Annotated in this window: 34 protein-coding genes and 4 pseudogenes; 25 read left to right on the forward strand and 13 right to left on the reverse strand. The window is 39.2% G+C overall.

What is annotated here, in order from left to right:
* Positions 1–146: 146 nt before the first annotated feature.
* Both V3224_RS24450 and V3224_RS24455 read left to right on the forward strand, forming a co-directional pair.
* Positions 147–324: pseudogene (locus tag V3224_RS24450) on the forward strand (Tn3 family transposase); the annotation flags it as partial.
* Positions 325–735: 411 nt separating this feature from the next.
* Entirely contained in the window at positions 736–1,017 is a 282-nt protein-coding gene (locus V3224_RS24455) for a DUF4158 domain-containing protein (RefSeq protein ID WP_334472301.1), read from the forward strand.
* Between the two features lie 225 nt (positions 1,018–1,242).
* Here V3224_RS24455 and istB read toward each other — a convergent pair.
* The 7 genes and pseudogenes from istB to V3224_RS24490 all read right to left on the reverse strand — a co-directional run bounded on the left by istB (position 1,243) and on the right by V3224_RS24490 (position 5,934).
* Positions 1,243–2,032, reverse strand: a pseudogene (gene istB / locus V3224_RS24460) (IS21-like element helper ATPase IstB).
* Positions 2,029–2,553: a recombinase RecT gene (locus V3224_RS24465; protein ID WP_334472340.1), complete on the reverse strand. Its 525-nt coding sequence runs from the start codon at positions 2,551–2,553 to the stop codon at positions 2,029–2,031. The pseudogene istB and the gene V3224_RS24465 overlap by 4 nt, the downstream one beginning before the upstream one ends.
* A gap of 65 nt (positions 2,554–2,618) precedes the next feature.
* Positions 2,619–2,804, reverse strand: coding sequence for a hypothetical protein (locus V3224_RS24470; RefSeq protein WP_334472302.1), 186 nt, complete (start codon positions 2,802–2,804; stop codon positions 2,619–2,621).
* Positions 2,801–4,216: a PD-(D/E)XK nuclease-like domain-containing protein gene (locus tag V3224_RS24475; RefSeq protein ID WP_334472303.1), complete on the reverse strand. Its 1,416-nt coding sequence runs from the start codon at positions 4,214–4,216 to the stop codon at positions 2,801–2,803. Before V3224_RS24475 ends, V3224_RS24470 begins: the two co-directional genes overlap by 4 nt.
* Complete coding sequence (locus tag V3224_RS24480; protein ID WP_334472304.1) at positions 4,216–4,575, reverse strand: hypothetical protein; 360 nt, start codon at positions 4,573–4,575, stop codon at positions 4,216–4,218. Before V3224_RS24480 ends, V3224_RS24475 begins: the two co-directional genes overlap by 1 nt.
* Positions 4,572–4,769: pseudogene (locus tag V3224_RS24485) on the reverse strand (helix-turn-helix domain-containing protein); the annotation flags it as partial. The gene V3224_RS24480 and the pseudogene V3224_RS24485, both read right to left, overlap by 4 nt.
* Before the next feature lie 244 nt (positions 4,770–5,013).
* A complete protein-coding gene (locus V3224_RS24490) occupies positions 5,014–5,934 on the reverse strand; it encodes a replication initiation protein (RefSeq protein ID WP_334472305.1) in 921 nt (306 codons plus the stop codon).
* A 583-nt stretch (positions 5,935–6,517) separates the two neighbouring features.
* Here V3224_RS24490 and V3224_RS24495 point away from each other — a divergent pair.
* Together V3224_RS24495 and V3224_RS24500 are read left to right on the forward strand one after the other, a co-directional pair.
* Positions 6,518–6,790, forward strand: coding sequence for an HU family DNA-binding protein (locus V3224_RS24495; protein WP_334472306.1), 273 nt, complete (start codon positions 6,518–6,520; stop codon positions 6,788–6,790).
* Positions 6,791–6,793: 3 nt separating this feature from the next.
* The gene (locus V3224_RS24500) at positions 6,794–7,066 is read left to right on the forward strand and encodes a hypothetical protein (protein WP_334472307.1); all 273 of its coding nucleotides are present in this window, start codon (positions 6,794–6,796) and stop codon (positions 7,064–7,066) included.
* Between the two features lie 226 nt (positions 7,067–7,292).
* On the opposite strand, the gene V3224_RS24505 is transcribed toward V3224_RS24500, so the two are convergent.
* The 4 genes from V3224_RS24505 to V3224_RS24520 all read right to left on the reverse strand — a co-directional run bounded on the left by V3224_RS24505 (position 7,293) and on the right by V3224_RS24520 (position 10,392).
* Entirely contained in the window at positions 7,293–7,487 is a 195-nt protein-coding gene (locus tag V3224_RS24505; protein ID WP_334472308.1) for a hypothetical protein, read from the reverse strand.
* Between the two features lie 137 nt (positions 7,488–7,624).
* On the reverse strand, positions 7,625–7,846 hold the full coding sequence (locus V3224_RS24510; RefSeq protein ID WP_334472309.1) for a plasmid partitioning/stability family protein: 222 nt from the start codon (positions 7,844–7,846) through the stop codon (positions 7,625–7,627).
* A 7-nt stretch (positions 7,847–7,853) separates the two neighbouring features.
* Positions 7,854–8,810 carry a plasmid segregation protein ParM gene (locus V3224_RS24515; protein ID WP_334472310.1) on the reverse strand — a complete coding sequence of 319 codons (957 nt, stop codon included), beginning with the start codon at positions 8,808–8,810 and terminating at the stop codon, positions 7,854–7,856.
* A gap of 274 nt (positions 8,811–9,084) precedes the next feature.
* The gene (locus tag V3224_RS24520) at positions 9,085–10,392 is read right to left on the reverse strand and encodes a purine-cytosine permease family protein (RefSeq protein ID WP_334472311.1); all 1,308 of its coding nucleotides are present in this window, start codon (positions 10,390–10,392) and stop codon (positions 9,085–9,087) included.
* A gap of 54 nt (positions 10,393–10,446) precedes the next feature.
* On the opposite strand from V3224_RS24520, the gene V3224_RS24525 reads away from it, so the two are divergent.
* The 5 genes from V3224_RS24525 (at position 10,447) to V3224_RS24545 (ending at position 13,967) form a co-directional block, all read left to right on the forward strand.
* Complete coding sequence (locus V3224_RS24525) at positions 10,447–11,157, forward strand: LuxR C-terminal-related transcriptional regulator (protein ID WP_334472312.1); 711 nt, start codon at positions 10,447–10,449, stop codon at positions 11,155–11,157.
* Between the two features lie 585 nt (positions 11,158–11,742).
* Positions 11,743–11,952: a hypothetical protein gene (locus tag V3224_RS24530; protein ID WP_334472313.1), complete on the forward strand. Its 210-nt coding sequence runs from the start codon at positions 11,743–11,745 to the stop codon at positions 11,950–11,952.
* A gap of 329 nt (positions 11,953–12,281) precedes the next feature.
* A complete protein-coding gene (locus V3224_RS24535) occupies positions 12,282–12,557 on the forward strand; it encodes a hypothetical protein (protein ID WP_334472314.1) in 276 nt (91 codons plus the stop codon).
* Positions 12,558–12,692: 135 nt separating this feature from the next.
* Positions 12,693–13,421: a helix-turn-helix domain-containing protein gene (locus tag V3224_RS24540; RefSeq protein ID WP_334472341.1), complete on the forward strand. Its 729-nt coding sequence runs from the start codon at positions 12,693–12,695 to the stop codon at positions 13,419–13,421.
* An 18-nt stretch (positions 13,422–13,439) separates the two neighbouring features.
* Positions 13,440–13,967, forward strand: a complete 528-nt coding sequence (locus V3224_RS24545) for an ATP-binding protein (protein ID WP_334472315.1) — start codon at positions 13,440–13,442, stop codon at positions 13,965–13,967.
* A gap of 581 nt (positions 13,968–14,548) precedes the next feature.
* Here the strand turns inward: V3224_RS24545 and V3224_RS24550 are convergent.
* Positions 14,549–14,920: an ECs1072 family phage-associated protein gene (locus V3224_RS24550; RefSeq protein WP_334472316.1), complete on the reverse strand. Its 372-nt coding sequence runs from the start codon at positions 14,918–14,920 to the stop codon at positions 14,549–14,551.
* A 55-nt stretch (positions 14,921–14,975) separates the two neighbouring features.
* Between V3224_RS24550 and V3224_RS24555 the strand changes: the two genes are divergently transcribed.
* Together V3224_RS24555 and V3224_RS24560 are read left to right on the forward strand one after the other, a co-directional pair.
* Entirely contained in the window at positions 14,976–15,950 is a 975-nt protein-coding gene (locus tag V3224_RS24555) for an IS701 family transposase (RefSeq protein ID WP_334472317.1), read from the forward strand.
* A 4-nt stretch (positions 15,951–15,954) separates the two neighbouring features.
* Entirely contained in the window at positions 15,955–16,122 is a 168-nt protein-coding gene (locus V3224_RS24560; protein ID WP_334472318.1) for a hypothetical protein, read from the forward strand.
* On the opposite strand, the gene V3224_RS24565 is transcribed toward V3224_RS24560, so the two are convergent.
* A complete protein-coding gene (locus V3224_RS24565; protein WP_334472319.1) occupies positions 16,106–16,312 on the reverse strand; it encodes a hypothetical protein in 207 nt (68 codons plus the stop codon). The two genes, V3224_RS24560 and V3224_RS24565, sit on opposite strands and share 17 nt — an antisense overlap.
* A gap of 217 nt (positions 16,313–16,529) precedes the next feature.
* Here V3224_RS24565 and V3224_RS24570 point away from each other — a divergent pair, with 217 nt between their 5' ends.
* From V3224_RS24570 to V3224_RS24630, 14 genes and pseudogenes are all read left to right on the forward strand, one after another.
* Positions 16,530–16,673 (forward strand): hypothetical protein, encoded by a 144-nt coding sequence (locus tag V3224_RS24570; RefSeq protein WP_334472320.1) that lies wholly within the window; start codon positions 16,530–16,532, stop codon positions 16,671–16,673.
* A 6-nt stretch (positions 16,674–16,679) separates the two neighbouring features.
* Complete coding sequence (locus V3224_RS24575) at positions 16,680–17,018, forward strand: hypothetical protein (RefSeq protein ID WP_334472321.1); 339 nt, start codon at positions 16,680–16,682, stop codon at positions 17,016–17,018.
* A gap of 168 nt (positions 17,019–17,186) precedes the next feature.
* Positions 17,187–17,402, forward strand: a complete 216-nt coding sequence (locus V3224_RS24580) for a phage holin family protein (RefSeq protein ID WP_442890733.1) — start codon at positions 17,187–17,189, stop codon at positions 17,400–17,402.
* On the forward strand, positions 17,362–17,844 hold the full coding sequence (locus V3224_RS24585; protein WP_334472322.1) for a lysozyme: 483 nt from the start codon (positions 17,362–17,364) through the stop codon (positions 17,842–17,844). Before V3224_RS24580 ends, V3224_RS24585 begins: the two co-directional genes overlap by 41 nt.
* Positions 17,814–18,014 (forward strand): hypothetical protein, encoded by a 201-nt coding sequence (locus V3224_RS24590; RefSeq protein WP_334472323.1) that lies wholly within the window; start codon positions 17,814–17,816, stop codon positions 18,012–18,014. Before V3224_RS24585 ends, V3224_RS24590 begins: the two co-directional genes overlap by 31 nt.
* On the forward strand, positions 17,989–18,195 hold the full coding sequence (locus V3224_RS24595; RefSeq protein WP_334472324.1) for a hypothetical protein: 207 nt from the start codon (positions 17,989–17,991) through the stop codon (positions 18,193–18,195). The genes V3224_RS24590 and V3224_RS24595 overlap by 26 nt, the downstream gene beginning before the upstream one ends.
* Complete coding sequence (gene lysC / locus V3224_RS30330; RefSeq protein WP_442890743.1) at positions 18,110–18,313, forward strand: Rz1-like lysis system protein LysC; 204 nt, start codon at positions 18,110–18,112, stop codon at positions 18,311–18,313. The genes V3224_RS24595 and lysC overlap by 86 nt, the downstream gene beginning before the upstream one ends.
* A gap of 200 nt (positions 18,314–18,513) precedes the next feature.
* On the forward strand, positions 18,514–18,813 hold the full coding sequence (locus V3224_RS24600; protein WP_334472325.1) for a hypothetical protein: 300 nt from the start codon (positions 18,514–18,516) through the stop codon (positions 18,811–18,813).
* Positions 18,791–20,007: pseudogene (locus tag V3224_RS24605) on the forward strand (PBSX family phage terminase large subunit). Before V3224_RS24600 ends, V3224_RS24605 begins: the two are co-directional and overlap by 23 nt.
* A 69-nt stretch (positions 20,008–20,076) precedes the next feature.
* Positions 20,077–20,379 carry a hypothetical protein gene (locus V3224_RS24610; RefSeq protein WP_334472326.1) on the forward strand — a complete coding sequence of 101 codons (303 nt, stop codon included), beginning with the start codon at positions 20,077–20,079 and terminating at the stop codon, positions 20,377–20,379.
* Positions 20,379–21,794 (forward strand): PD-(D/E)XK nuclease-like domain-containing protein, encoded by a 1,416-nt coding sequence (locus V3224_RS24615; RefSeq protein ID WP_334472303.1) that lies wholly within the window; start codon positions 20,379–20,381, stop codon positions 21,792–21,794. Before V3224_RS24610 ends, V3224_RS24615 begins: the two co-directional genes overlap by 1 nt.
* Positions 21,791–21,976, forward strand: coding sequence for a hypothetical protein (locus tag V3224_RS24620; protein ID WP_334472302.1), 186 nt, complete (start codon positions 21,791–21,793; stop codon positions 21,974–21,976). The genes V3224_RS24615 and V3224_RS24620 overlap by 4 nt, the downstream gene beginning before the upstream one ends.
* Positions 21,977–22,050: 74 nt before the next feature.
* Complete coding sequence (locus tag V3224_RS24625) at positions 22,051–22,704, forward strand: recombinase RecT (RefSeq protein WP_334472343.1); 654 nt, start codon at positions 22,051–22,053, stop codon at positions 22,702–22,704.
* A complete protein-coding gene (locus V3224_RS24630; protein WP_334472327.1) occupies positions 22,685–23,143 on the forward strand; it encodes a hypothetical protein in 459 nt (152 codons plus the stop codon). The genes V3224_RS24625 and V3224_RS24630 overlap by 20 nt, the downstream gene beginning before the upstream one ends.
* The last annotated feature ends 98 nt before the right edge of the window (positions 23,144–23,241 follow it).

The raw sequence follows: 23,241 nt of genomic DNA on the forward strand, positions 1-23,241 counted from the left end.
GTATCTGTCAGGCTAAATGTGATTTAAATCTTTTTCTCTCTAAAATTGTTTTCCTTCGTATAAAGTTGCCATTGATTAGGTAAGCAGGCCGCAAGTGCCCACTTCCTCAAGAACTGTAGTGGTCAACTAAATTTGGCCACTACAATCTGGAAATGGTGGCTAATGGATTACGAGCCAAGGGGTATACCGTCGATGATGAGTTATTACAACATCTGTCGCGGCTAGGCTGGGCACATTAACCTCACAGGGGATTACCTGTGGCGCAATAGTGTCAAGATCGGTGCAGGTAAGTTCAGGCCGCTACGACCACTACAACTAGCTTAGCGTGCTTTATGTTCCGTTTTCTGAGGAGACCCCGGCTTAATAATATTTGTTGATTTTATGTTAAATTACTTTTCAAATTCTTAGACGTCAAGTGGAACGTGGAATACCGGAGCCACATGTGGCGAGGATATGCCTAGAAAGCCACTTGAAGGCTTGCCGTCCCAGCAAAATTGGCGTATGGCAAGCTGGCATCGGGCGGTGAGGTAGTCCTTCAAAAAACTTAATGAAATTGATAAATCTTATTTCTGTGCGGAATTCAATCTATTTGGCCCAGTGGAAGCGAAGCTACAATTTGAGGCCATTTGATTTTTAAACAAATTTCTCGCATGAAAAAATCACCCGCTCATCTCCCAAAACCTATCTCAATACTGATATTATACATCCATATAAAACAGTCCAAGGGGATAGTTGGTGTCTTCATACTATGATCAAACCATTCGAGATTTTTGGACACTCACTGCGGAAGAAAGCACATTATTGCCTGGCATGACAGATAAAGGTCGTTTGGGTTTTGCCACACAACTTAAATTCATTGATATTCATGGACGTTTCCCTGAACACCACAATGAGATTGATCCACAGGCCGTTCAATGGTTAGCAACACAGATAAAAGTTACACCTGACTACTGGTTTCGTATTATTTTCACGGTCGTCAGAGCAGGCGACATAGACGCACTATCCGTGTTTTTTTGAGATTTCACCCTATAACAGCGGTTGATCTTAAACGGTTGGCTACATGGTTAACTGATGATGTATTGCCTTTTGATCCGCAGGCACGTCATGGTCGCGAGCTTGCTTTTGATTGGTGTGCAACTCAGCGAATGGGACCCCCGGCAAGCGCTCATCTTGATGTAAATGTCAATGCCAACTGAATTCTGATCCACTTTGCTAAAGTAAAACTGATCCACCCCCTTTAATTTACTCGTTAAGTTCCGGTTTCAATTTTTTATGTAGCTGACCGCTTTTTAGCTTGTCTTTTAACCGATAACTTTGTCCACTAATCTGTACAATATGTGCATGGTGCAGCAATCTATCCAGCATAGCCGCTGTTAGCGTCTCATCGTCACCAAATGTACTTGACCACTGAGCAAAAGACAGATTACTAGTTAAGAGCACACTACCCGCTTCATATCGCTTTGCCACCACCTGGAAGAACAGGTTTGCTTCTTCCTTGCCAAAAGGTAAATAGCCAACTTCATCGATAATCAATAGTCTAGGTTTACTGATAACTCGGGTAAGATATCCTTTAAGGTCACCTTGTCGATGAGAGCTAAGCAGCTGCAACATCATGTCCGCCGCAGTTAGAAAACGGATGCTTAATCCCTGCATCGCAGCCCTATAGCTGATGGCAGTAGCAAGGTGGGTCTTACCGACACCAGACGGACCTAGGCAACACGATATTCTCCTGGCGCTCAATAAAAGCCAGTCCAGCCAGTTCCTGTATTTGGTTACGGGGAACACCGCTGGCATATTTGTAATCAAACTGCTCCAACGTCTTTATCACTGGCAGCCCAGATAAACGGAGTATTGTTTGACGCCGACGTTCAGTAAGTCCTTCATACTGGAGTCGAAAAACAGACTCTAGAAAGTCAGCGAGTGTGCCGTTCTTGTCGACAGTTCCTTGCGCTACAGCTGGCCACTCTGTGCTTAGTCTGTCCAGTTTAAGCTGCTGGCAGAATTTTTCGATGCGTTCATACTGAAGACTCATATCGGCATCTCCAGAATCGACTGATAGACGGACAAAGGATGTTGTAGGCTCTCGATAGGAATGGGGCGAGTCTGATGTATCGGTAAAGGAAATGCTTGCATGACTTTCGGCAGCGGCAACAGTGCCAAGGGTTCTTGTAGCATGCGCTCTTCTGTGTCGTTCGGGATGTGCTTGAAATGTTTCCCTCGCTCATCCGCCCAACGTTTGAATTCATCGGCTTCATAAACCACATCAACAAAAATACTGGAGACCTGACCCGATTGACAGGCACATTTGATAACGCCGTCCACCATCGGCATGTAGACGGCTTTTTTCACAAACTGATTATTCACTTTGGTACTGCGAACAACCAAGGCTGCTTCTCTCCCGTCAGGCATCAGTCCGTCTTTGGCGCAGCGGGTTAAGGCGAGCACCAGCGATTGCTTGTCGGCTTTTTGCAACTCCGCATTTTCAATCAACGCGGTAGCTGCGGTTCGGGTGAACTGCTCAGGGGTAACCTGAGCAGGTAACAGGGCGGCGATTCCTTACTGCATAATGACCGATTGTAGATTTGTATAGACGTTATTCATCGTTTGTAATTCGGTATTCATGACACACCCCCTTCCAACATCAACGCTTCTCTGCGTTTTCTGTCCGCCTGTTTTGCCCAGAAAGGACGGGATATTTTGACTATTGGGTAGGTTTCTATGACACTTTCTAGCATATCAATCACCCGATTTACTTCGTATACGCCCTGTTCGCTATCTTCGTCGTCTGGCTCACAAAGTATCACCGGAAAACGCCCACAAACTGTTTTTTTCCAATCGCGCAGAAAGTGAAAGTCATCGCTTGACCAAAAACCCAATAGGCAACCAGACGGTAAAATTCCGCCTGTATGTGATAGCTATATTTGTTAACGGAATTGCCAAAATCAAAAACATCTTCTGTTGTTTTCACATCCAACAAGGAGGGTTTGTCGGAATATATGCCGAAAAAATCAGGGCGGATTTTCAAGAGTGTTCCCTTTTCCGTACGATAGAAAATTGAAACCTCTGGTTCGCCGTTTTCAAGCAACTCCTCAACCATGGGGTAAGCCAGTGCAGAATCTCGCATCATTTCAACTTGCTCAAAGTCGTCTTTTTTGAGCACGATTTGATTTTTGGCCACGGCTTGCGCCTCAAAATCCGCCAATGTTTGCCTGCCGTCCTTTGCTCTCAAATCAACATCTGGCGCACAAGTGTACTGTTCACCGAAGCGCTCCGGCTCAAGAATAGCGGCATGTACAGCCGTACCAATCACAAATGCACCGTTTTTAGTCTCTTTGTAGGGAGCGTCCTTGTTTGAATTTACGACAGCTATTGTTTTTGCCTTTTGAACCAATCGTATTTGCGTACTCGAATAGCCGTTTGCCGCATGATAGGTGCCGTTTGACAGACGGCGAACAATCAAGCTCTCTGTTGATTTTAATGCATCAATACAGCCGTTCAACATCTCAAGCGTGATACCTTCACCGCTCATGATTTTCCCGTTAACGGGTGGGAAAGCAGAGAAGATAGAGTTATTGTCAATGTTTTTGATGACTGAGCCCATTAGCTCTTTTTCTTCTGTGCAATTATTAATCAATTCTTCAAGTGCGACATTCGTCACGCTTTTTTCGACTTCTCCCACGTTTTCCACAGGGATAACGACAGATTCAGTGGATAACTCTGTTGATTGCGTTAATAACTGATTATCTTTTCCACAATCAAAAAGTTGAATCGCTATTCCCTTGATTTCGCTTAAAGAGATGGTTTTGTATGTTTCCTCAATTTTTGAGGTTACCGCGTCACGTAATTCAGTATATTTCTCAAAAATCTCAGGCTCTTCTGACGGATTGGCTAGCAAATCATCCGCGTCTCGAATCTCGCCTTCGTCGTATTCTTCCTGAACACCAAAAATCGTTAGCAAAGCGCAGAACTGGTCTATTTCCTGTTCTTCGGTAATATCCGTCTGTTTTTCGGTATGAGCGAGATATTCATCAACACTGATTTCTTCCAATCGCGGCGATTTGTAAAAACAGCAATTTGCGCCGTCAGTTTTAAATATATGCCCAGAAGCCTTTTTTTTAGCGGCAATTTTTGTCTCAGACGCAAGATAGATGAAATTTGTTGTCTTGCCCTTCTCGTGGTCAACGGTTGTGATGATGGTTGCCTTGAAGTATTTCATTATTTCGCCCCCTCTATGCGGTTATTCGCCTGTTGTTCCAATCTCCGTAAAATGCTGCCTCTGGCTTTGGGTAATGCCTGTTCTCGCTGCTCATCAAAGCAGTGACAGCAAGCACTCGAACACGCTTTCATCGTTGAGGGTTTGTAAAAAAGCAGCTTGAATTGTTTACGGTTAATTTTTTCAACAAACTCAGTACACGCTTCTTCAAGATAAACGCAGGAGCGGTTATCCAGTCTTGCACGCCAGAAAAAACTCACGAGATTTAAGGAAAGTTTGCCACAGTGACAACAGGTGAAACGCACATCAGGGCGCCCCTGAAAGGTTCGCCGAAATCCATTGAGGGTATAGGTATATTTCATGCTGCACCTCCAACGCTTTTGCTAAATTCCAACTCAACACTGGCTCTTATCGCCTGTTTTGCGCTGCATACATCCAGCTTACGTACCACGTTGCCCATGTGGAATTTGACCGTGCCTTCCTTGATTCCCAATATTACTGAGATTTCCCAATACGTTTTGCCCGCACTCACCCAATGAAGTACCTCGTTTTCACGCTTGGTTAATCTTCTGAATAATTTCAAATCAGAGTTCATACCCCACCTCCAACTCTATTCAGAATTCGTGCACGCTGACGTAGGGTTAAATTGCGGGATTTTTCAACAAACTGCTTAATTGTGTAATTCGGTGCTTCACAGACAAGCACACGGAAGGTAGACTTTTTCATAGCCTTACTCCTAGTATCGTAGGTTTAGGGTTAGCTCTGCGTTAGTGCTGGAACACTGGCGTAGAGCGCTGTATTTATTTGCTGACTGCTATCTTTTTTGCTTTTTCAATAAAACTTGGACTGTAAATAATATTCAATTCATCAATTAAGGATAAGAAAACTGAGGCTTCAGATGACGAACTCTCATTTGCTTCTATTTTTTCAGATAAATAATCAACAAACTTATAACGTTCATCAATTTTATTTTCTATTACATCAGAAGCTTTGTTAACTGACTGTGTAAAACAAGCCATCTTAAAAGTTAATTTATCTTCTGGTTGATAACTTCTGCCCTTTTTGCTAATAATAAATCCATATCTAAAACCTTCTTTTACTTTCCAAACTCCATTAGAGTTTTTTACTATATTTTTTATAGGCTTAATTAATACGGTATTTTTGAATACATCAAATCTTTTGAACTTCCTAAAGTCTGTACCTAACATAAAGCAAAGTTCGCTTAAGGAAGTGGAATAATCTATAGTCTTAAATCTACTGATAAGTTCTAAAATCCTTTTTTCGTAGCCACCTTTAAAAGACAACAACAATTTAAGATCTATTTCACCAAATCCTTTAGAATAATCAAGCATGTAATGAGCAGCTTCTTCTGTCACAGAAAGTCTTAAAACTCCATTTTTAAACTCTGCATAACTGCATAATGATACTTTTTCAAATGATTGAATTTCATCATTTTTAATCTCAGAAAATCGTCCCATAACTGAACTAGTTGCATCATCAAGGGTTTTATATAAACCCTGTCTAGTCATAGAGAAATGCTCACATAACTCGTTTGTATGAAAAATGAATGAAGTTGGTATTTTTTCATTAGCTTTTGTGAACTTTATTTTATCTGCTTCTTTTTTTAATCCTAAAATCATAAGACTAAGTAAATCTTGCTCTCTTGGTGAAAGACTCATTCTTGCTGAAATAAAGTGATGCGATTTTTTTATGGATGTCATTCATCCCACCCTAATAATAACAACATAACATCTATTATAAAATAAAAAGGTGGCATGTCAAGGTGGCTAATATAGCTTTTAAATTCATTTTTAATTGCTCTAGAATATGAAAAAGTAAGATACAGCCTGTGTAACCTGCAGAGACTAGTTGACTATGTTGATATTAGTAAAAACTAGGTGGGGTATCAGTAAACTTTAAGGTGTGATATTAGCAAAAACTAGGTGGTATTTGTTGCTCTAACGTTCTGTTTAAAATAAAAAATGTCCCACCCCTTTACCTTCTTTTGACCTTTACCTAAAAATATACCTTTATTTACCGCAATTCACCTGTGGATAAATTTGTTTCTAACAAAAACCCTGAATCGAAAAATATGTTACTACAGAGTGACCAAATTTCTTTTTGACTACAGATGACATTCCGCTTCCTCGTCTGCTCATTCGCTCCGCTCGGTCACAGACTGTGGCGAGCGGCGGGATTTTAATAAAAAAGATTTTTTTGAGTTAATTAACCCGAAACATTGCACTATTCAGTTGCTCCAGCTAGCATCACTAGGATTAACGTATCCATTAATTCAGGCACACCATGAACAAAACAGAACTCATCAATCAAATTGCTGAAAAAGCCGACTTAACCAAAAAAGATTCAGAGAAGGTGCTGAATGCTTTCATTGAAACCGTGACAGAAGCGCTAAAGGCTGGAAATGACGTACAACTTATTGGCTTTGGTAGCTTTCAAGTTAAGCATCGAGCAGCTAGAGATGGACGCAATCCAAAAACGGGCGAGACACTTAAAATTGCTGCTGCAAACGTACCGAGTTTTAAAGCGGGTCAAAGACTCAAAGAGGCAGTGAAGTAATTCATGACCTACGACGCAAAGTCAATTCGCATTCTACGTGAAGACGAAATCAAACAGTTTGACTGGCATTGGGCTGAGGAATTAGCCCACGAACACATTTTGCCCCTAGATTGGGTCAAACGCGGATTTGAAGGGTCAAGGCGACTCGGTATTGAACCAGAATTCTTCGTCAGCAAATATCTCCTCAAACAAGACCTACCCAAAAATGACGAATTCGAACAAGTCTTCATTGAAGTGCTAAAGGAAGACAGAAAGAAGAGTCAAAATACCTTTTAAAAGCTCCTGTAATCAATTTATGAGCAACTTTCTCGATAAAAACGTAATTCGTACAGCCAAAAATTTATCGCCGCTCATAATGAGTTTGATGAATTTTTTAGTTTTCAGATTTCAGAAAAGAAAAAAGCCAACCCCGAAAGTTGGCAAAAAGATGTAATCATGTTTGAGCTAAAAATCCTAACTACTCGTTTAGTGTGGCGCTTAATCTGAAAATTTCAAATCGTCACTAATTACCAAAAATATTTTTGGCGTTTTTTCGGGTTTCAAATGCCCTCAAATCGTCGATTGAATTCAATGGCTCCAATTCAACATACTCATCATTAAAATCAGACATTTTGTTTTTTAACACGGTTTCCATCACTGTCGTGATTTCTTCTAGTGTGGTTTTATCTGTCAAAAGCTCGCTGAGCATATAAATCACGAGTTTCGCACCAATAAAAAAACGCTCTATTTTTAAGTTTAATTCAGCATAATATATAAATAGAAAAAATCTCATAAATTAAAAATAACTTATTGTAATTTAAGTAAATTTATACGTCTTAGCAAGTTACAGATTAATTATTGTTCTGAAGCCATTTCTAGAATTTTATATGCCCGTGCGAAACTCGTGTAAATTAATCTAGGCTCTTGTTTGAACAGTGCCACACCGGATAAAAATGCTCCAGGCATAAACTTACCTCTCTCTCCCTGAGGCATTTTTTCCAATACTTCACCTACGTACTTGTCAGCGCTATGTCTATCAGGATTGATATAAAATTGAATTTTTCTACGTGTGTCCATATCGATTTCACCCTATAGAAAACATGCCATTAACCAAGTCAAACTGAGGATTTTCGCTTTTAAAAAACCTGTCTTCCCTCGTTACACAGAGGGATTTAATTGCATCAGCGATAATTTCTGCACCTCCACCTATCACCATCACATGGGTATACCCACTGAATGTATTGACAGCGTCCAGTACACGATTAATCAGTCGATGTCTTGATTCCTTGAGTGCAGCAAGAACCTGATTTATTTGGCTTGCATCGTTGATACGGCGTTTTAGATAATTCATATCGTGACTGTTGATGATAATATCATCCGCCAAATAGTTGCTACCATTGGTTTTTGCCAAACTAAGTGCTTCTTTGACAGATTGCGTAATCATTGATACACCTAGATGAGAGTTTCCGTATATTTTTGATACACCCCTCATTTTTCCCATCACTTGAGCTATATCCAGCGTTGTGCCACCTAAATCCACAATCAAAAGCGAGTCTAGGTCATCAAGCTCTTTTGCTATTGAAAAACCAGCAGGGATTGATTCCGGCATTACTTCAACATTTATGATGTTAAAAGCTCGTCCACCTTTAACTTCAACCGATTTTTTAAAATTGTCTTTTTTTCTCTGTATGTTTGCAAAATTCGGCTGATTTTTGGTATCGAAATATTCAGCAATCGGCAAAGAGACGATGATTTCCACATCTTGAGGTGTTAATTTTGACTGGAGTAAGGCATGATGCACTGCAATCACATTCACATCGCTATACTGATAACCCACATTGGTTGTCGTAACGGCAATAGGACTTATCGCATCGAAAGAGTACATTTCGCCATTGATGGTGTAATTTGAACTATTGCTGTCACCAAAAGAAACTGACCAATCACGCTTAAAGCTATTTGGGCTAATGAAGTGCTTCTGAATTCCTTCCTCACTCCATGATAATTTGATATTTGTCGAACCATCATCGATATATATTTTCATGAGTCACCTTTGAGAAAAATAAGAGATAATTAAAGTCTTAAACTGAGAATTATATAGTAGATTAAGGTTTAAAATTACCTTTTTTCTCAAATTAATCTCAATATAATCTCTTAAATGATAACTTTAAGAGAAAACATGAATTTATTCCGGTAAGTTGAGATAAATATGAGAACTTGTTGAGATATTCTATTTAATAGCGAAAAAAACGCCAGATATCCAATACCCGGCGTACAGAGCTAGAAGAGATTCAAAAGATTAATATCAGCAATTTAATTTAAGTATAGCGCAGCTTAAACTGCATCAACACCCAATAAGCCACTCCAGCCGCAAGAATAGAATTCAAAGAAGGGATGCCGAATGTGAAGAATACGCCGACAAGTGTACCTACAATACAGGCAAAAATAGCAGACCAGCCAATGAGTGGCGTAGCTGAGTCATCCGGCAATAATCCTTTCTCTCTCGTTTCGTCTAGAATTTTTCTGCTCGTTTTCAGAATGTAGTAATCAACCAGCATTACGCCAGCGATAGGAGGGAAAATGACGCCAAGCAGCAATAGAAATGAAACTAAATGTTCTAAAATACCCAATGATGCCAACAACGTTCCGAATAACCCCAAAGAAACAGTTATTGCTGCATAATTAAATTTTCGATTTGAGAGAGTTTCTAAAAATCCTAAAATATGAAGAGATGAAGAATAAAGATTTATGTCGTTAACCTTTATTGCAGACAAAATAATGGTAAGAATGCCAATAAACCCCGCACTATGTAACATTATTTTCACTACATCATCAGTACCTACTGCATGAACAACTAATATAGCAATACCATTAATAAAAAATTCACCGATAATAATAGAACTGAATATCATCCAAAAAACATGTTTACCATTTTTACAATAGCGACTTATATCGGGCGTTAATAAAGCGAAAATAATAAATAATCCGGCAACCATTGTAGCGCCATCACCAACAGAGAGTAATTCACCATTATGATGTGAAAAACTAAAACTATTAATTGGTTTTAAAAATATTTCATTTAAACTAACAAATAGTATTACCATCAAAAATAAAGGCACTGCTACCTTAGCTGTAATACTTAATGCTTTAAATCCAAACGCAACAAGTAAAGAAAAACAGAAACCAGTAATAACGGTAATCCAAATCACATTAACATTTGGAATAATTGTATTAACGAAACCTTGAGAAATAAGGGAAACATTAATACCAAACCACCCTAAAAGACTTACAGAAATAACAACACCTATTAACATTGACCCTATTTTTCCAAACCCACAAAATTTTGCTAAAATACTAGTGGATACCCCTTCTTTCATGCCAGCATAACCCAAACCAAAACTAACAAAAGTCAAAGCTAAACTACCTAAAAAAGTAGCTATCATTGCTTCAATAAATGTCATTCTATGTCCTAATGTCGCTCCCAACATGAATTGAGCTAAGGAAGTAGCCATACCCATACGGACGACTGTCACGTTAAATAAACTAGTTTTCTTTTCTTTTGGTAATCGTCTAAATGCGTATTCATCTTTGGAAACATTCATAAATTTCCCTTCATTTATATCCATTGTAAGTTTACTATTAAGTTATCTAATTAATTTTAAAATTAGAAGGTAAAAAACATGAACAATAGTCGAGACAAGATACAATCATATGTGTCATCACCTCAATCATTAATATCCTTTATCAGGAAAAGTTCAGACCATTGGCTTATAAAAGACCTAGAAGCTAGATATATTTTTGTAAATGACCCTGCATTTGAATTTTTCAGATTTCCTAAAAAATTCAATCCGGAAGGAAAATCTGATAAAGAAGTTCCAACTGAGATATGTGAAGAACTCTGGCCAGAGTTTATTAAAACTGATCAAAAAGCAATTAAAGAAAATAAAAAAGTAACTTCTATAGCAATTCATCATTACGGAAAAGGAAATACAGGTGTTCTAGTTCCGCATTATTTGGAAAGAACACCGCTTTACGACGGAGAAAATAAATTAATTGGTATTGTCAGTCATGGTAGGCGTATTGATGCACCAGCATTATTATTTTATATAAATAAACTTAATAGAAAGACGATACAAATCGATGCCCCTAATGACATTTTCACCAAAAGAGAATTGGAAGTTATATTTTGGGCTCAGCAAAGACTGAGTGCTAAGGAAATTGCCAGAAGGTTAGATATTGCTACACAAACGGTGGTAATGCATTTTAAGCATATCTATAAAAAAGCAGATGTTCATAGTGTTATTCAACTGAATGAATATTGTAAACATACAGGACTTGATAGATATATTCCTGCTAATTTTATTCGCAAAGGTGTACAGCTTATAGCTTAAATTTATACCCATAAAATATGGTATATACTATTAGATGTATTTATCTATACTTAAGTCATATTAAGAATAATTAAAATAAAAATTTCATTTCAACACCAGAGAAATACTTAAATAGTAATTAAATTACCTACCCATTATTTATTTCATAGTAATAAATATAGAAAAATAAGAAGTTGCGTTTTTTTATTTGAATTTTTATAAGTATAAGTGGTTTATATTGCTATCTATAATTTTTAATTTTTTTATTTGATGTTTTTTATTTTACAGTGAAATTTCTTACAGAAGATACTTTAGATTATTTTAAATAAAAATAACGTGAATTTTATAATGAAAAACCCCGAATAAATGGGGCTTTGAGAGTTAGTTTTGGCTGGCAAACTGGCCAATATCAGGGAAATACAATAATAACTATATTTGTTTGAAATTTTGTTTTTAATAGTCCAACTCGCAATTGGACATCATGCCAACACCAGGTAAACCCAAAAGGGAATATGTAGCATCGGCAAAGCATATTCCCTTTTTTTCAATAAAGCAAAAAATTTCTGATATTTCTATTTTTTCATTCGAAAACAAGGGGAAATACTCATGATTCAGCCAAAAAAATACAGAACAACCTTTCGACATTTAAAGGCTGGCATGTCGGTTTTTCACAACGACGAAACGTTAAAAATCGTGAAATTGAGAAAGCACGAAATGACCGAAAAAGGGTTGATGTACCACTTTGATGTCATCGGTGGCAACGGCGTTTTGATAGGAGAAAGCGGCACCCGAATATACGCGCCAAAAAATTGCTAAATTAGCGAAAAATTCAACTCATCCCACCAAAAAATACGATTATTTTTTGAGTCGCAACCTATTGATTTTGATCGTTTTATTTTTTATCTAAATTATTGACTTTGATCAACTATTTGACATAGTGAAATTTCTGGTTACAATTTAAAAGTCGATTTTTAGCTGTTTTTTGTACGGCTTTCGCTCTTTATAAAATTTGGTTTTCTTCCAGTGTGTCTGGAAGACAGAACACAGAAGTTTGAGTGTTCTGTTTTGATGTTTTTTACTTCTGTGCTATGCGTGGATAACTCATACAAAAAGTATCAACACAAGACATTTGAGGAGGAACCATTTTGAAAAAGCAGAGCAAAACAGTAGAAATTATTTTTTTGCAGAAAAAAAGTAATGCGAAATCTAGAGACTATGAACGTTTTGGAGAGATTTTAAAGAGAAAAGACGCTGAACGTGAATTTAACCAAAAGCTCAAAAAAGCCTTTTGGCGACACGAAAATCCACGCCAGCAGTTACGGGATTTTCAACGAAAGATAGTAGTTTACGCCACTCTGTTCATGAATCACCGAAAAAAAACAGCAAAAACAAAAAATCATCGAACAGAAAGCGCATATTGACGTGCTCTTTTTAAATTAAAGCCTTTCTTTGTCATTTTTTCAACCACATCAGGGAAATCACACGTGAAATGACCGTCAATTAATTTGATGGCGAACTTCTTTTTGAAAAAATTTTGGAGGATAGCGATAGTGAGTATGCTGCTAATGGTAGAAGCCATGAATACCCAAGTAGGAAATCCCGCTCGAAAACTCGTTTTACTTAAACTTGCTGACCACGCTAATGATGAAGGTATCTGTTGGCCTTCGTATGAATCTATTGCCAAGCAGTGTGAAATTTCAAAAAGAACCGTCATTCGGCATATTACCGAACTGGAAAAACAAGGACTCGTTCAGGTTTTTCAAAGAGAGCGAAATGGGCATCACCATAATCAATCAAACAAGTATGTTTTGCGATTAAATAATAGCCAATCTTTGGCACCTAATCCAGAAACGAAAAAACTAAAAAATGATGGTGACAATTTGGCAAGTGATGGTAACAAAAACGACAACCTCATGGTGACACAGTGTCACCCGAATCTGTCATATAGAACCAGTCATAAAATAGAACCTAATAATATTAGTGACCAACGCCCAAAATTTTTTCAGCCTCCAAGTCAAAACATTTGGCAAGATTATCTTGAGCATCGAAAAAACAAAAAAGCCAAACTGACCGAAACGGCACTTAACCGACTTGTGCAAAAAATTAATGCCGCCAACAAATTGGGCTATGCAACCGATGACATACTGGCTGAATGTATGCTCAGAAACTGGCAAGGCTTTGAGGTTTCTTGGCTTGAGCAGAAAAACTATCAGCGAAACAGTCTCATCAATGAAATAGCTACTCGTCCCAGCAATCCTGAGGGGTTTGTGGTTATCAACGGTTAATTTTTTTGGAACAAAACTATGGATATTATTCAACGGCTACAAAAAATCATGCCCGAAAATATCAAGCCAATTGCGTGTAGTTGGGAAGAACATTTAGCCAAAATGCAAAAAATATCCGAGGAAGCCAGCTTGCAAGATACCATTTTTCGCAAGCAACATCGGATAGAAAACCTATTTGGTCGCTCGGGTATTGCTCCACTGCATGCACATTGCCGATTTGAAAACTATCGCATTTTCAACGTGGGTCAGAAAAATGCGTTGAATCAATCTGTCGCATTTGCAAAGAGTTTTGGTACAGGATTTGGCGGATTTGTTTTCAGTGGTGGGTGCGGAACGGGCAAAAATCATCTTGCGGCATCGATAGGGTATTATCTCATGAGCAAAGGTCGTTCCGTATTGTGTATCACTGTAGCCGATTTGATGATGCGCTTTCGGGCAACCTACGAAAAAAACACAAAAGTGACCGAACAACAACTACTCGATGAACTTTGCAAAGTTGATTTGTTGATTCTAGACGAGATAGGTACACGAGTTTCGCACCAATAAAAAAACGCTCTATTTTTAAGTTTAATTCAGCATAATATATAAATAGATAAAACCTTATAAATCAAATACAACTTATTGTAATTTAAGAAAATTCATGTATTTTAGTAACTTGCAGATTGATCATTGCTTTTAAGCCATTTCTAGAATTTTATATGCCTGTGCGAAACTCGTGAGGTATTCAGTATCAGCATAGCGAAAACACGAAGATTATTGTAAATCAACTGGTTGATAGGCGAACTTCCCACAAAAAAACGCTTGGCATGCTCACGAATCTGAGCAGTGAACAAATTCGACAAGTCTTGGGCGATAGAGTTATCGACAGAATGATGATGAGCAATGGGATTTGGCTCAATTTCAACTGGTCAAGCTACCGCCGGAAAATTCAATAACAAACACGAGGTCAAACATGAATAAAAAACCTTATTTTTTCAATCCAAACTTAAGCAGTGAAGAGCTTGAGGATTGGTTGGCTGAGCAAAAAACCGCCTTATCGCATTACAATAATTTAAAACGAGAAAAAGCTGCCTTGAGCAAGCAGCTATCAGAGGTAGAAAGGATGTTGGAGAGTGCTAATAATTTCTTTACATCAGATAAACTGAGTTTTCCTTGGGATCCCAGTCCGCTTCTAAAAGCGAATAAGCCATAATCGGATTTTCAGGAATTTCAAACTGTTCGATAAATGACTTTGCGTCTTCTGGCAGTTTGTCAATTTGGAGTTCTTCATCAATAACAAATAAGCTATCCGCAAGTGATAAGCTACGTATTTCTGCGGGTTTCCAACGGGTTTGGATAAAAATCATGTGGTTAAGCGCTTCTTTACCAATTAAAGGCTGAAATATAGTTGAGTATTTCTTCCGGTGCTCATAAAGAATTATTTCGAGAATAAATAGTCGATTGGTACAAATTTTCATAAAGATATCTTGAGGGCTTCCAGGATAACACGAGTTTCGCAATCTCCAAAAAAGAAGTATAAATTTAAAAACAAGAAAAAATCAGGGTGTTCATATTTTGTCGGGTTATCCATGTATTAAAGATATCTATAAAACATTCTTACAAGTAAGCAGTTTAAGATACTCTGGTTTAGCGTTATCAGAAGTAAGCCCATCGCCTTTATCTCATGACACTGTTAGCCGATGGCTAAAAAGTAGATGTTTTAGACCTAAAGACCTATGGCGATTAGTTGAACCTTCTATAGACAAAAAAAGCCCTTGCGTACTAATTGCCGATGATACATTGATTGCCAAAACACGTAGTAAAAAAATAGAGATGGTCCATTATCAATATTCAGGTAATGAACATGATGTTATTGCTGGCATAGGTTTAGTTAATTTGCTTTGGCATGATCTGACGAAGGTTGAATCAATTCCTATCAATTATCTTATTTATGATAAAGATTCTGATGGAAAAACAAAAAACACGCACTTTTCCGAAATGCTCACTCTTGCTAAAAAAAGAGGGATCATGCCAGAAGTCGTAGTGATGGATGCTTGGTATTCTAGCCTGGATAACCTGAAATCAATTCGCTCTCATGGTTGGATCTGGGTAACCACGCTGAGGAAAAATAGGATTGTTAACCATAACAAACAACTGAACAAGTTAGACATCTCAGAAGAAGGAACGTCAATACACTTGCGAGGATATGGTTGGGTAACCGTTTTCAAATTTACAGCCAAAAACGGCCGTATTGATTACATAGTAACAAACAAAGAGAATCCCACCCGTCAATACCTCAAATCTATCATGGATGCCCGTTGGTCTGTTGAAGTTTATCATCGAGAAGTTAAACAAAACTGTGGTATTGAACGCTGTCAGGCTCGCACGAGCCGAGCGCAAAGAAATCATATTTTTCTCGCTATTTCTGCGTGGTTTGAACAACATAAACGTCGTATATCTGAAAAAATAACCCTTTATCAACAAAATTGGGACGTAATCAAAAGTGCTATTACTGAGCAAATCCGTGTTTTATTAGCGTACCCAAATTAGTTTTGTGCGAAACTCGTGGATAATAAAATGGTTCGAAAAAGTGGAGCCCGCTATTTTTGAGGTGGTGACACATTTGGTCAAAGAACGGTGCGAAAAAGCGGAGGTCATCGAAGCAGCAAGAACGACCGCCGAGGCGATAGTTGAAGGGATGACGTCTATTTTTCGTCGTTAAGAGTATTGAGGAAGTTACAAGAATTATTACTCATTTTTTCAAGACAGATTTTGTAAGTTTCTTCAAATTTCAAAATCTCATTAATATATTCTTCCGGCGTAAATTCTTTATCGCTGCGTTTTAAATATTCAACAGCCAAAGCACGAGCGTCGTATGGATAAAATCCGATTTTTTCATATTTTTTAGACATAAAAAATTCCTTATAAGTTGAAGAGTGATAAGGATACCACCGAGCCTGACGTGGTGAAAAGACAGGCGTTTTTAAACAAAAATTCACACCTCACCACCTCAAAATCTCACCGGAAGTAAGAAATCTTTGTCGACATAAGGTTAAATAGTTTTTGGTTTGATCCTTATTTGATATTGTTAAATCGATAAAAATTAACGATTCAAATAAGGAAAATACAATGAGTAAGAAAAGTACAAATTTAGGTGACAGCATGCCTACTAGTCTTGCAAGAGAGATATATGAGAAGGCAAAACAAATTTCACAAAATAAACAAGAAAAGCAATCCACGTATTCCGGTGGAGGAAACCGTAAAAAGCAGTGAGGAACTATGAATCGGGAACAATTGTTGTATCAAATTTATTATTCATATCAATTAAACAGTATGTTTAGTGTTTTACTTGGACGAGTCGATAAATTTTTATCATTTTTGCTGCTTCTGCTCAGTTCATCTGTCATTGGTAATTTAGGAAATCATATTTTTGTGGGTATTTGTATTGCTGTTATTACCGCCGTCAGAATGGCATTTTCATTTGAAAAAATAGCAGAGTCAGCCAGAAAGCAAGCGGTCAATTATCTTAATCTCTATACATCCCAAGCATTGACCGCCCCTGAATCCCAGCTAACAGAAGATTTGATGTGTATCCAAAAAGAAGACCCTAATATCTGACTCTCTTTGAGTAACGTAGCAGACCTTCGAACAAGGCAAATACTGGGTGAGCCTGTCAAAAACGAGCTTAGCAATTGGGAAAAATTAATGGCGTTTTTGTCGGGTCATTTGCAGTAAATAAAAACTCAACTTTCACTACCTCCCAAAAACCTCACCGGAAAAAATCACATGATGGAAAAGTATTCCAGCCCCTTGTCGTACCTATGGGCTGGGGCGACAACCGCTATTGGCATTCTCACGCTTGAGCAGTGGGTAGCCGTAGTGGGTATTGTCTGCACGATAGGGACATTTTTTGTTAATTGGTATTACCGCAAAAAGGAATTTGAACTCAAGGAACATCACCATGAAGATACCGAAAAAAATATTGATGGCAACGGGCGGTAGTGCGTTGTTTTTAGCCTCAGCGATGATAACGCATTTTGAGGGATTGAAATTTAAACCCTATTTCGATGGGGGCGGTATTCTCTCTGTTTGCTACGGGCACACAGGCAGCGATATTGAACGTAACCTGACGTACACGGAAGAAGATTGTGATAAGTGGCTTAATGACGATTTAAACACAGTTAAACGCTATGTTGACCCGCTGGTTAAGGTCAATATCAATACACTGACTCAAGCAGCGCTTTACTCATTTGCTTACAACGTGGGCGTGGGGAATTTTGCGAAATCCACATTACTCAAAAAGCTCAACGCCAATGACCGAAAGGGCGTTTGTGATGAGATGAAAAGGTGGGTTTATGTAAAAGGCGAAGTTTGGAAAGGACTAATGACCCGTCGAGAGATAGAGAGCCTAATATGTTATGGCGACCTTACATATTTATCGTAGTGATTATTGCAGGATTAATCTTATGTGCATCTTGGTTGTTGACATCCTTAAACGAAGTCAGGGCATTGAATAAAAAACTCACCGTTGACCTCAATAAACAGATAGCCATCACCACTAATGCTTTTCAGTCAATGAGGGTAATCAATGATATTGCACGAATTAATAGTTGAAACCCGCCAACGTAAAGTGGTTGACTCTGAGGCAACACAAGCAGCAATTAAAACGCATGTCGTCAATCAGGATTGCGCCAATCGCATTATCCCTCATGGTGCTGTTGTCGAGTTGCAGCAGCACACGAGCCGAATACGTTCAGACACCTCGCATTCCGATACCCTCTCACCTACTCGCTGACTGCTTACCGCCAGCAATCACGAGTATGATGACATGGCGTGATAGTCTGATACTCAATGAGCAGTTACTGACAGTGATTCACGAGTTTCGCACCAATAAAAAAACGCTCTATTTTTAAGTTTAATTCAGCATAATATATAAATAGAAAAAATCTCATAAATTAAAAATAACTTATTGTAATTTAATTAAATTTATACGTCTTAGCAAGTTACAGATTAATTATTGTTCTGAAGCCATTTCTAGAATTTTATATGCCCGTGCGAAACTCGTGTCATTAAGAAAACACCGGACGGCGAAACGACCACGATAGAAGAAGGATTGCCTAGCCACAATGATATTGCCGTTTACAAAAAAATGGGGGTAAGCGAAGTCTTCTTTGACGAAGAAAAGCAGCAACAAAAAGAATATTTAAGATCGATACTTGAGCGCAAAAAAGCGGGTGAAATGACTTCACTGGAAGCAGCGCAATTTATGGAGATAGAAGGTATACCCGTCCCTAACACGCTATTGCTAGAAATTAAACAAGCATCGGGACTTGATGAATCACAAGATATTTTCCCTTCTGTTATTCAAGTCATCGGCGGAAAATTCAAAAATGATGAAAGTAGCAACCGTTAAAGTTCCTCCAAAACTTGTTAAGGTTTTTAACCGTTGTGCCCGTTATCGCTGTGGTTACGGTGGGCGCGGAAGTGGCAAAACACGCCCCTTTGCGTTGATGTTGGCGGTTAACGCTTTCAATGCCGCAAGGATCGGTAAAAAAGGCGTGATACTTTGCGCCCGTGAATTCATGAACTCACTTGAAGACTCCAGTATGCAGGAAGTCAAACAGGCAATACAAAGCGTCAACTGGCTCAATGCCTTTTTTGATATTGGTGAAAGATATATTCGTACCAAAGACAAGTGGGTTTTTTTTGTATTTTGTGGATTAAGGCATAACTTGGATAGCCTAAAATCAAAATCCTCAATTTTGTTCTGCTGGATAGATGAGGCTGAAAACGTACCAGAGTATGCATGGCAAAAATTAATTCCCACGGTACGAGAAGAAGGCTCTGAAATTTGGGTGACGTGGAATCCAGAGCGAAAAGGGAGCGCAACCGATGTTCGCTTTAGACAAAAAAAGCCAAGTAACTGTATTTCGGTTGAACTTAACTACAATGACAACCCGTGGTTTCCTGATGTTTTGGAGGAAGACCGGAAAAACGACCGGATCAGGCTTGATGCCCATACCTATGCGTGGATTTGGGAAGGGGATTATTTGGAAAATGCCAATAAGCAAGTATTGAACGGTAAATATGATGTTGTTGAGTTTGATGATGATCTCTGGAAAAAAGCAGACAGACTTTTGTTTGGCGCCGATTTTGGATTTTCAAATGACCCTAGCACCCTGATCCGTAGTTTCATCCTTGGTGACTGTCTGTACGTCGAATACGAAGCCTACAAAGTAGGTGTGGAATTGGACGCACTACCTCATTTCTATCAAGCAATACTGGAAGCAAAACGTTGGCCAATTAAAGCAGACCAGAGACTATTAGCTACTTAAAACGACAGGGCTTTAATATTGCTCCGGCATCAAAATGGAATGGTAGCGTAGAAGATGGTATAGCGCACCTTCGAGGCTTCAAAAAAATCATTATTCACCCACGTTGCAGACATACGATTGATGAGGCGCGTTTGTACTCGTACAAAGTTGACCGCAATACGGGTGACGTGCTCCCTGTTATCGTTGATGCTCACAATCACTGTTGGGATGCAGTGCGTTATTCACTTGATGGATATATCAAAGGTTCAGTCTCTTTTTTGGATACATTGTAGCCGATTTTGTGTGTCATATTGGGGTATACCCTCAATGGATTTCGGCGAACCTTTCAGGGGCGCCCTGATGTGCGTTTCACCTGTTGTCACTGTGGCAAACTTTCCTTAAATCTCGTGAGTTTTTTCTGGCGTGCAAGACTGGATAACCGCTCCTGCGTTTATCTTGAAGAAGCGTGTACTGAGTTTGTTGAAAAAATTAACCGTAAACAATTCAAGCTGCTTTTTTACAAACCCTCAACGATGAAAGCGTGTTCGAGTGCTTGCTGTCACTGCTTTGATGAGCAGCGAGAACAGGCATTACCCAAAGCCAGAGGCAGCATTTTACGGAGATTGGAACAACAGGCGAATAACCGCATAGAGGGGGCGAAATAATGAAATACTTCAAGGCAACCATCATCACAACCGTTGACCACGAGAAGGGCAAGACAACAAATTTCATCTATCTTGCGTCTGAGACAAAAATTGCCGCTAAAAAAAAGGCTTCTGGGCATATATTTAAAACTGACGGCGCAAATTGCTGTTTTTACAAATCGCCGCGATTGGAAGAAATCAGTGTTGATGAATATCTCGCTCATACCGAAAAACAGACGGATATTACCGAAGAACAGGAAATAGACCAGTTCTGCGCTTTGCTAACGATTTTTGGTGTTCAGGAAGAATACGACGAAGGCGAGATTCGAGACGCGGATGATTTGCTAGCCAATCCGTCAGAAGAGCCTGAGATTTTTGAGAAATATACTGAATTACGTGACGCGGTAACCTCAAAAATTGAGGAAACATACAAAACCATCTCTTTAAGCGAAATCAAGGGAATAGCGATTCAACTTTTTGATTGTGGAAAAGATAATCAGTTATTAACGCAATCAACAGAGTTATCCACTGAATCTGTCGTTATCCCTGTGGAAAACGTGGGAGAAGTCGAAAAAAGCGTGACGAATGTCGCACTTGAAGAATTGATTAATAATTGCACAGAAGAAAAAGAGCTAATGGGCTCAGTCATCAAAAACATTGACAATAACTCTATCTTCTCTGCTTTCCCACCCGTTAACGGGAAAATCATGAGCGGTGAAGGTATCACGCTTGAGATGTTGAACGGCTGTATTGATGCATTAAAATCAACAGAGAGCTTGATTGTTCGCCGTCTGTCAAACGGCACCTATCATGCGGCAAACGGCTATTCGAGTACGCAAATACGATTGGTTCAAAAGGCAAAAACAATAGCTGTCGTAAATTCAAACAAGGACGCTCCCTACAAAGAGACTAAAAACGGTGCATTTGTGATTGGTACGGCTGTACATGCCGCTATTCTTGAGCCGGAGCGCTTCGGTGAACAGTACACTTGTGCGCCAGATGTTGATTTGAGAGCAAAGGACGGCAGGCAAACATTGGCGGATTTTGAGGCGCAAGCCGTGGCCAAAAATCAAATCGTGCTCAAAAAAGACGACTTTGAGCAAGTTGAAATGATGCGAGATTCTGCACTGGCTTACCCCATGGTTGAGGAGTTGCTTGAAAACGGCGAACCAGAGGTTTCAATTTTCTATCGTACGGAAAAGGGAACACTCTTGAAAATCCGCCCTGATTTTTTCGGCATATATTCCGACAAACCCTCCTTGTTGGATGTGAAAACAACAGAAGATGTTTTTGATTTTGGCAATTCCGTTAACAAATATAGCTATCACATACAGGCGGAATTTTACCGTCTGGTTGCCTATTGGGTTTTTGGTCAAGCGATGACTTTCACTTTCTGCGCGATTGGAAAAAAACAGTTTGTGGGCGTTTTCCGGTGATACTTTGTGAGCCAGACGACGAAGATAGCGAACAGGGCGTATACGAAGTAAATCGGGTGATTGATATGCTAGAAAGTGTCATAGAAACCTACCCAATAGTCAAAATATCCCGTCCTTTCTGGGCAAAACAGGCGGACAGAAAACGCAGAGAAGCGTTGATGTTGGAAGGGGGTGTGTCATGAATACCGAATTACAAACGATGAATAACGTCTATACAAATCTACAATCGGTCATTATGCAGTAAGGAATCGCCGCCCTGTTACCTGCTCAGGTTACCCCTGAGCAGTTCACCCGAACCGCAGCTACCGCGTTGATTGAAAATGCGGAGTTGCAAAAAGCCGACAAGCAATCGCTGGTGCTCGCCTTAACCCGCTGCGCCAAAGACGGACTGATGCCTGACGGGAGAGAAGCAGCCTTGGTTGTTCGCAGTACCAAAGTGAATAATCAGTTTGTGAAAAAAGCCGTCTACATGCCGATGGTGGACGGCGTTATCAAATGTGCCTGTCAATCGGGTCAGGTCTCCAGTATTTTTGTTGATGTGGTTTATGAAGCCGATGAATTCAAACGTTGGGCGGATGAGCGAGGGAAACATTTCAAGCACATCTCGAACGACACAGAAGAGCGCGGTGAAATTCGACTGGTTTATGCTGTTGCTAAACTGAAAAATGGCGAATTTTTAATGGAAGTGATGAGTCGGGCTGACGTGGAAAAGATACGGGATACGGTACAAAGCGCAAAATACGATTCTAGCCCGTGGGTGAAGTGGTTTGACAGAATGGCACTCAAAACAGTGATTCATCGCCTTGCTAGACGGCTTCCTTGCGCCTCTGAGCTATTTTCGATGTTTGAGATATACAGAAGATGCAAATTTAACGGAAAAACCGCTCAAAATGGCTCCTGCTTCGTTTAAACGGCTATCACTGAGGGATGTCATCCGTGAACGCAATGAAAAAATGCGTGAAAAAGCAGAAACAGTGACAACGTCACCACCAGAAAAACAACCAGCAACCCATCCAAAACTGGAAGCGGCATTAATCGCCCTCGACGATGCCACCGACGAAAAAAGCCTTGCTGAAATCGTTGAGCATTGTACCCTATTGTCCGCCGAGTTGTCTGAGGATGAAAAAATACAACTCCGTGAAAAGATTAAGGCTAGCAAAAAGCGGTTAATGCCACCCAATAAAGATAGCGAAGTGTGGATGGCAAGACTGGTGAACGGCACAGGCGATGCTTGGCGATTTCGAAACGGTGAAATCGTTCACGGTTTTTTTGAGGCTGAGAAAAAAGCTAAAGAGATAGGCGCGGTGCTTGAAAAGCAGAAACAATACCGATTTAGTCCGAGTCATTAAAAAAATGCCCCGATGTAAATAGGGGCGCGTATGTTAACGTTGGGTTATAAATGAGTATCACATTTAATATAATTTACTTATTTCTAATAACTCAATAC

Source organism: Arsenophonus sp. PmNCSU2021_1, from assembly GCF_036919435.1.
GTDB lineage: Bacteria > Pseudomonadota > Gammaproteobacteria > Enterobacterales > Enterobacteriaceae > Arsenophonus > Arsenophonus nilaparvatae.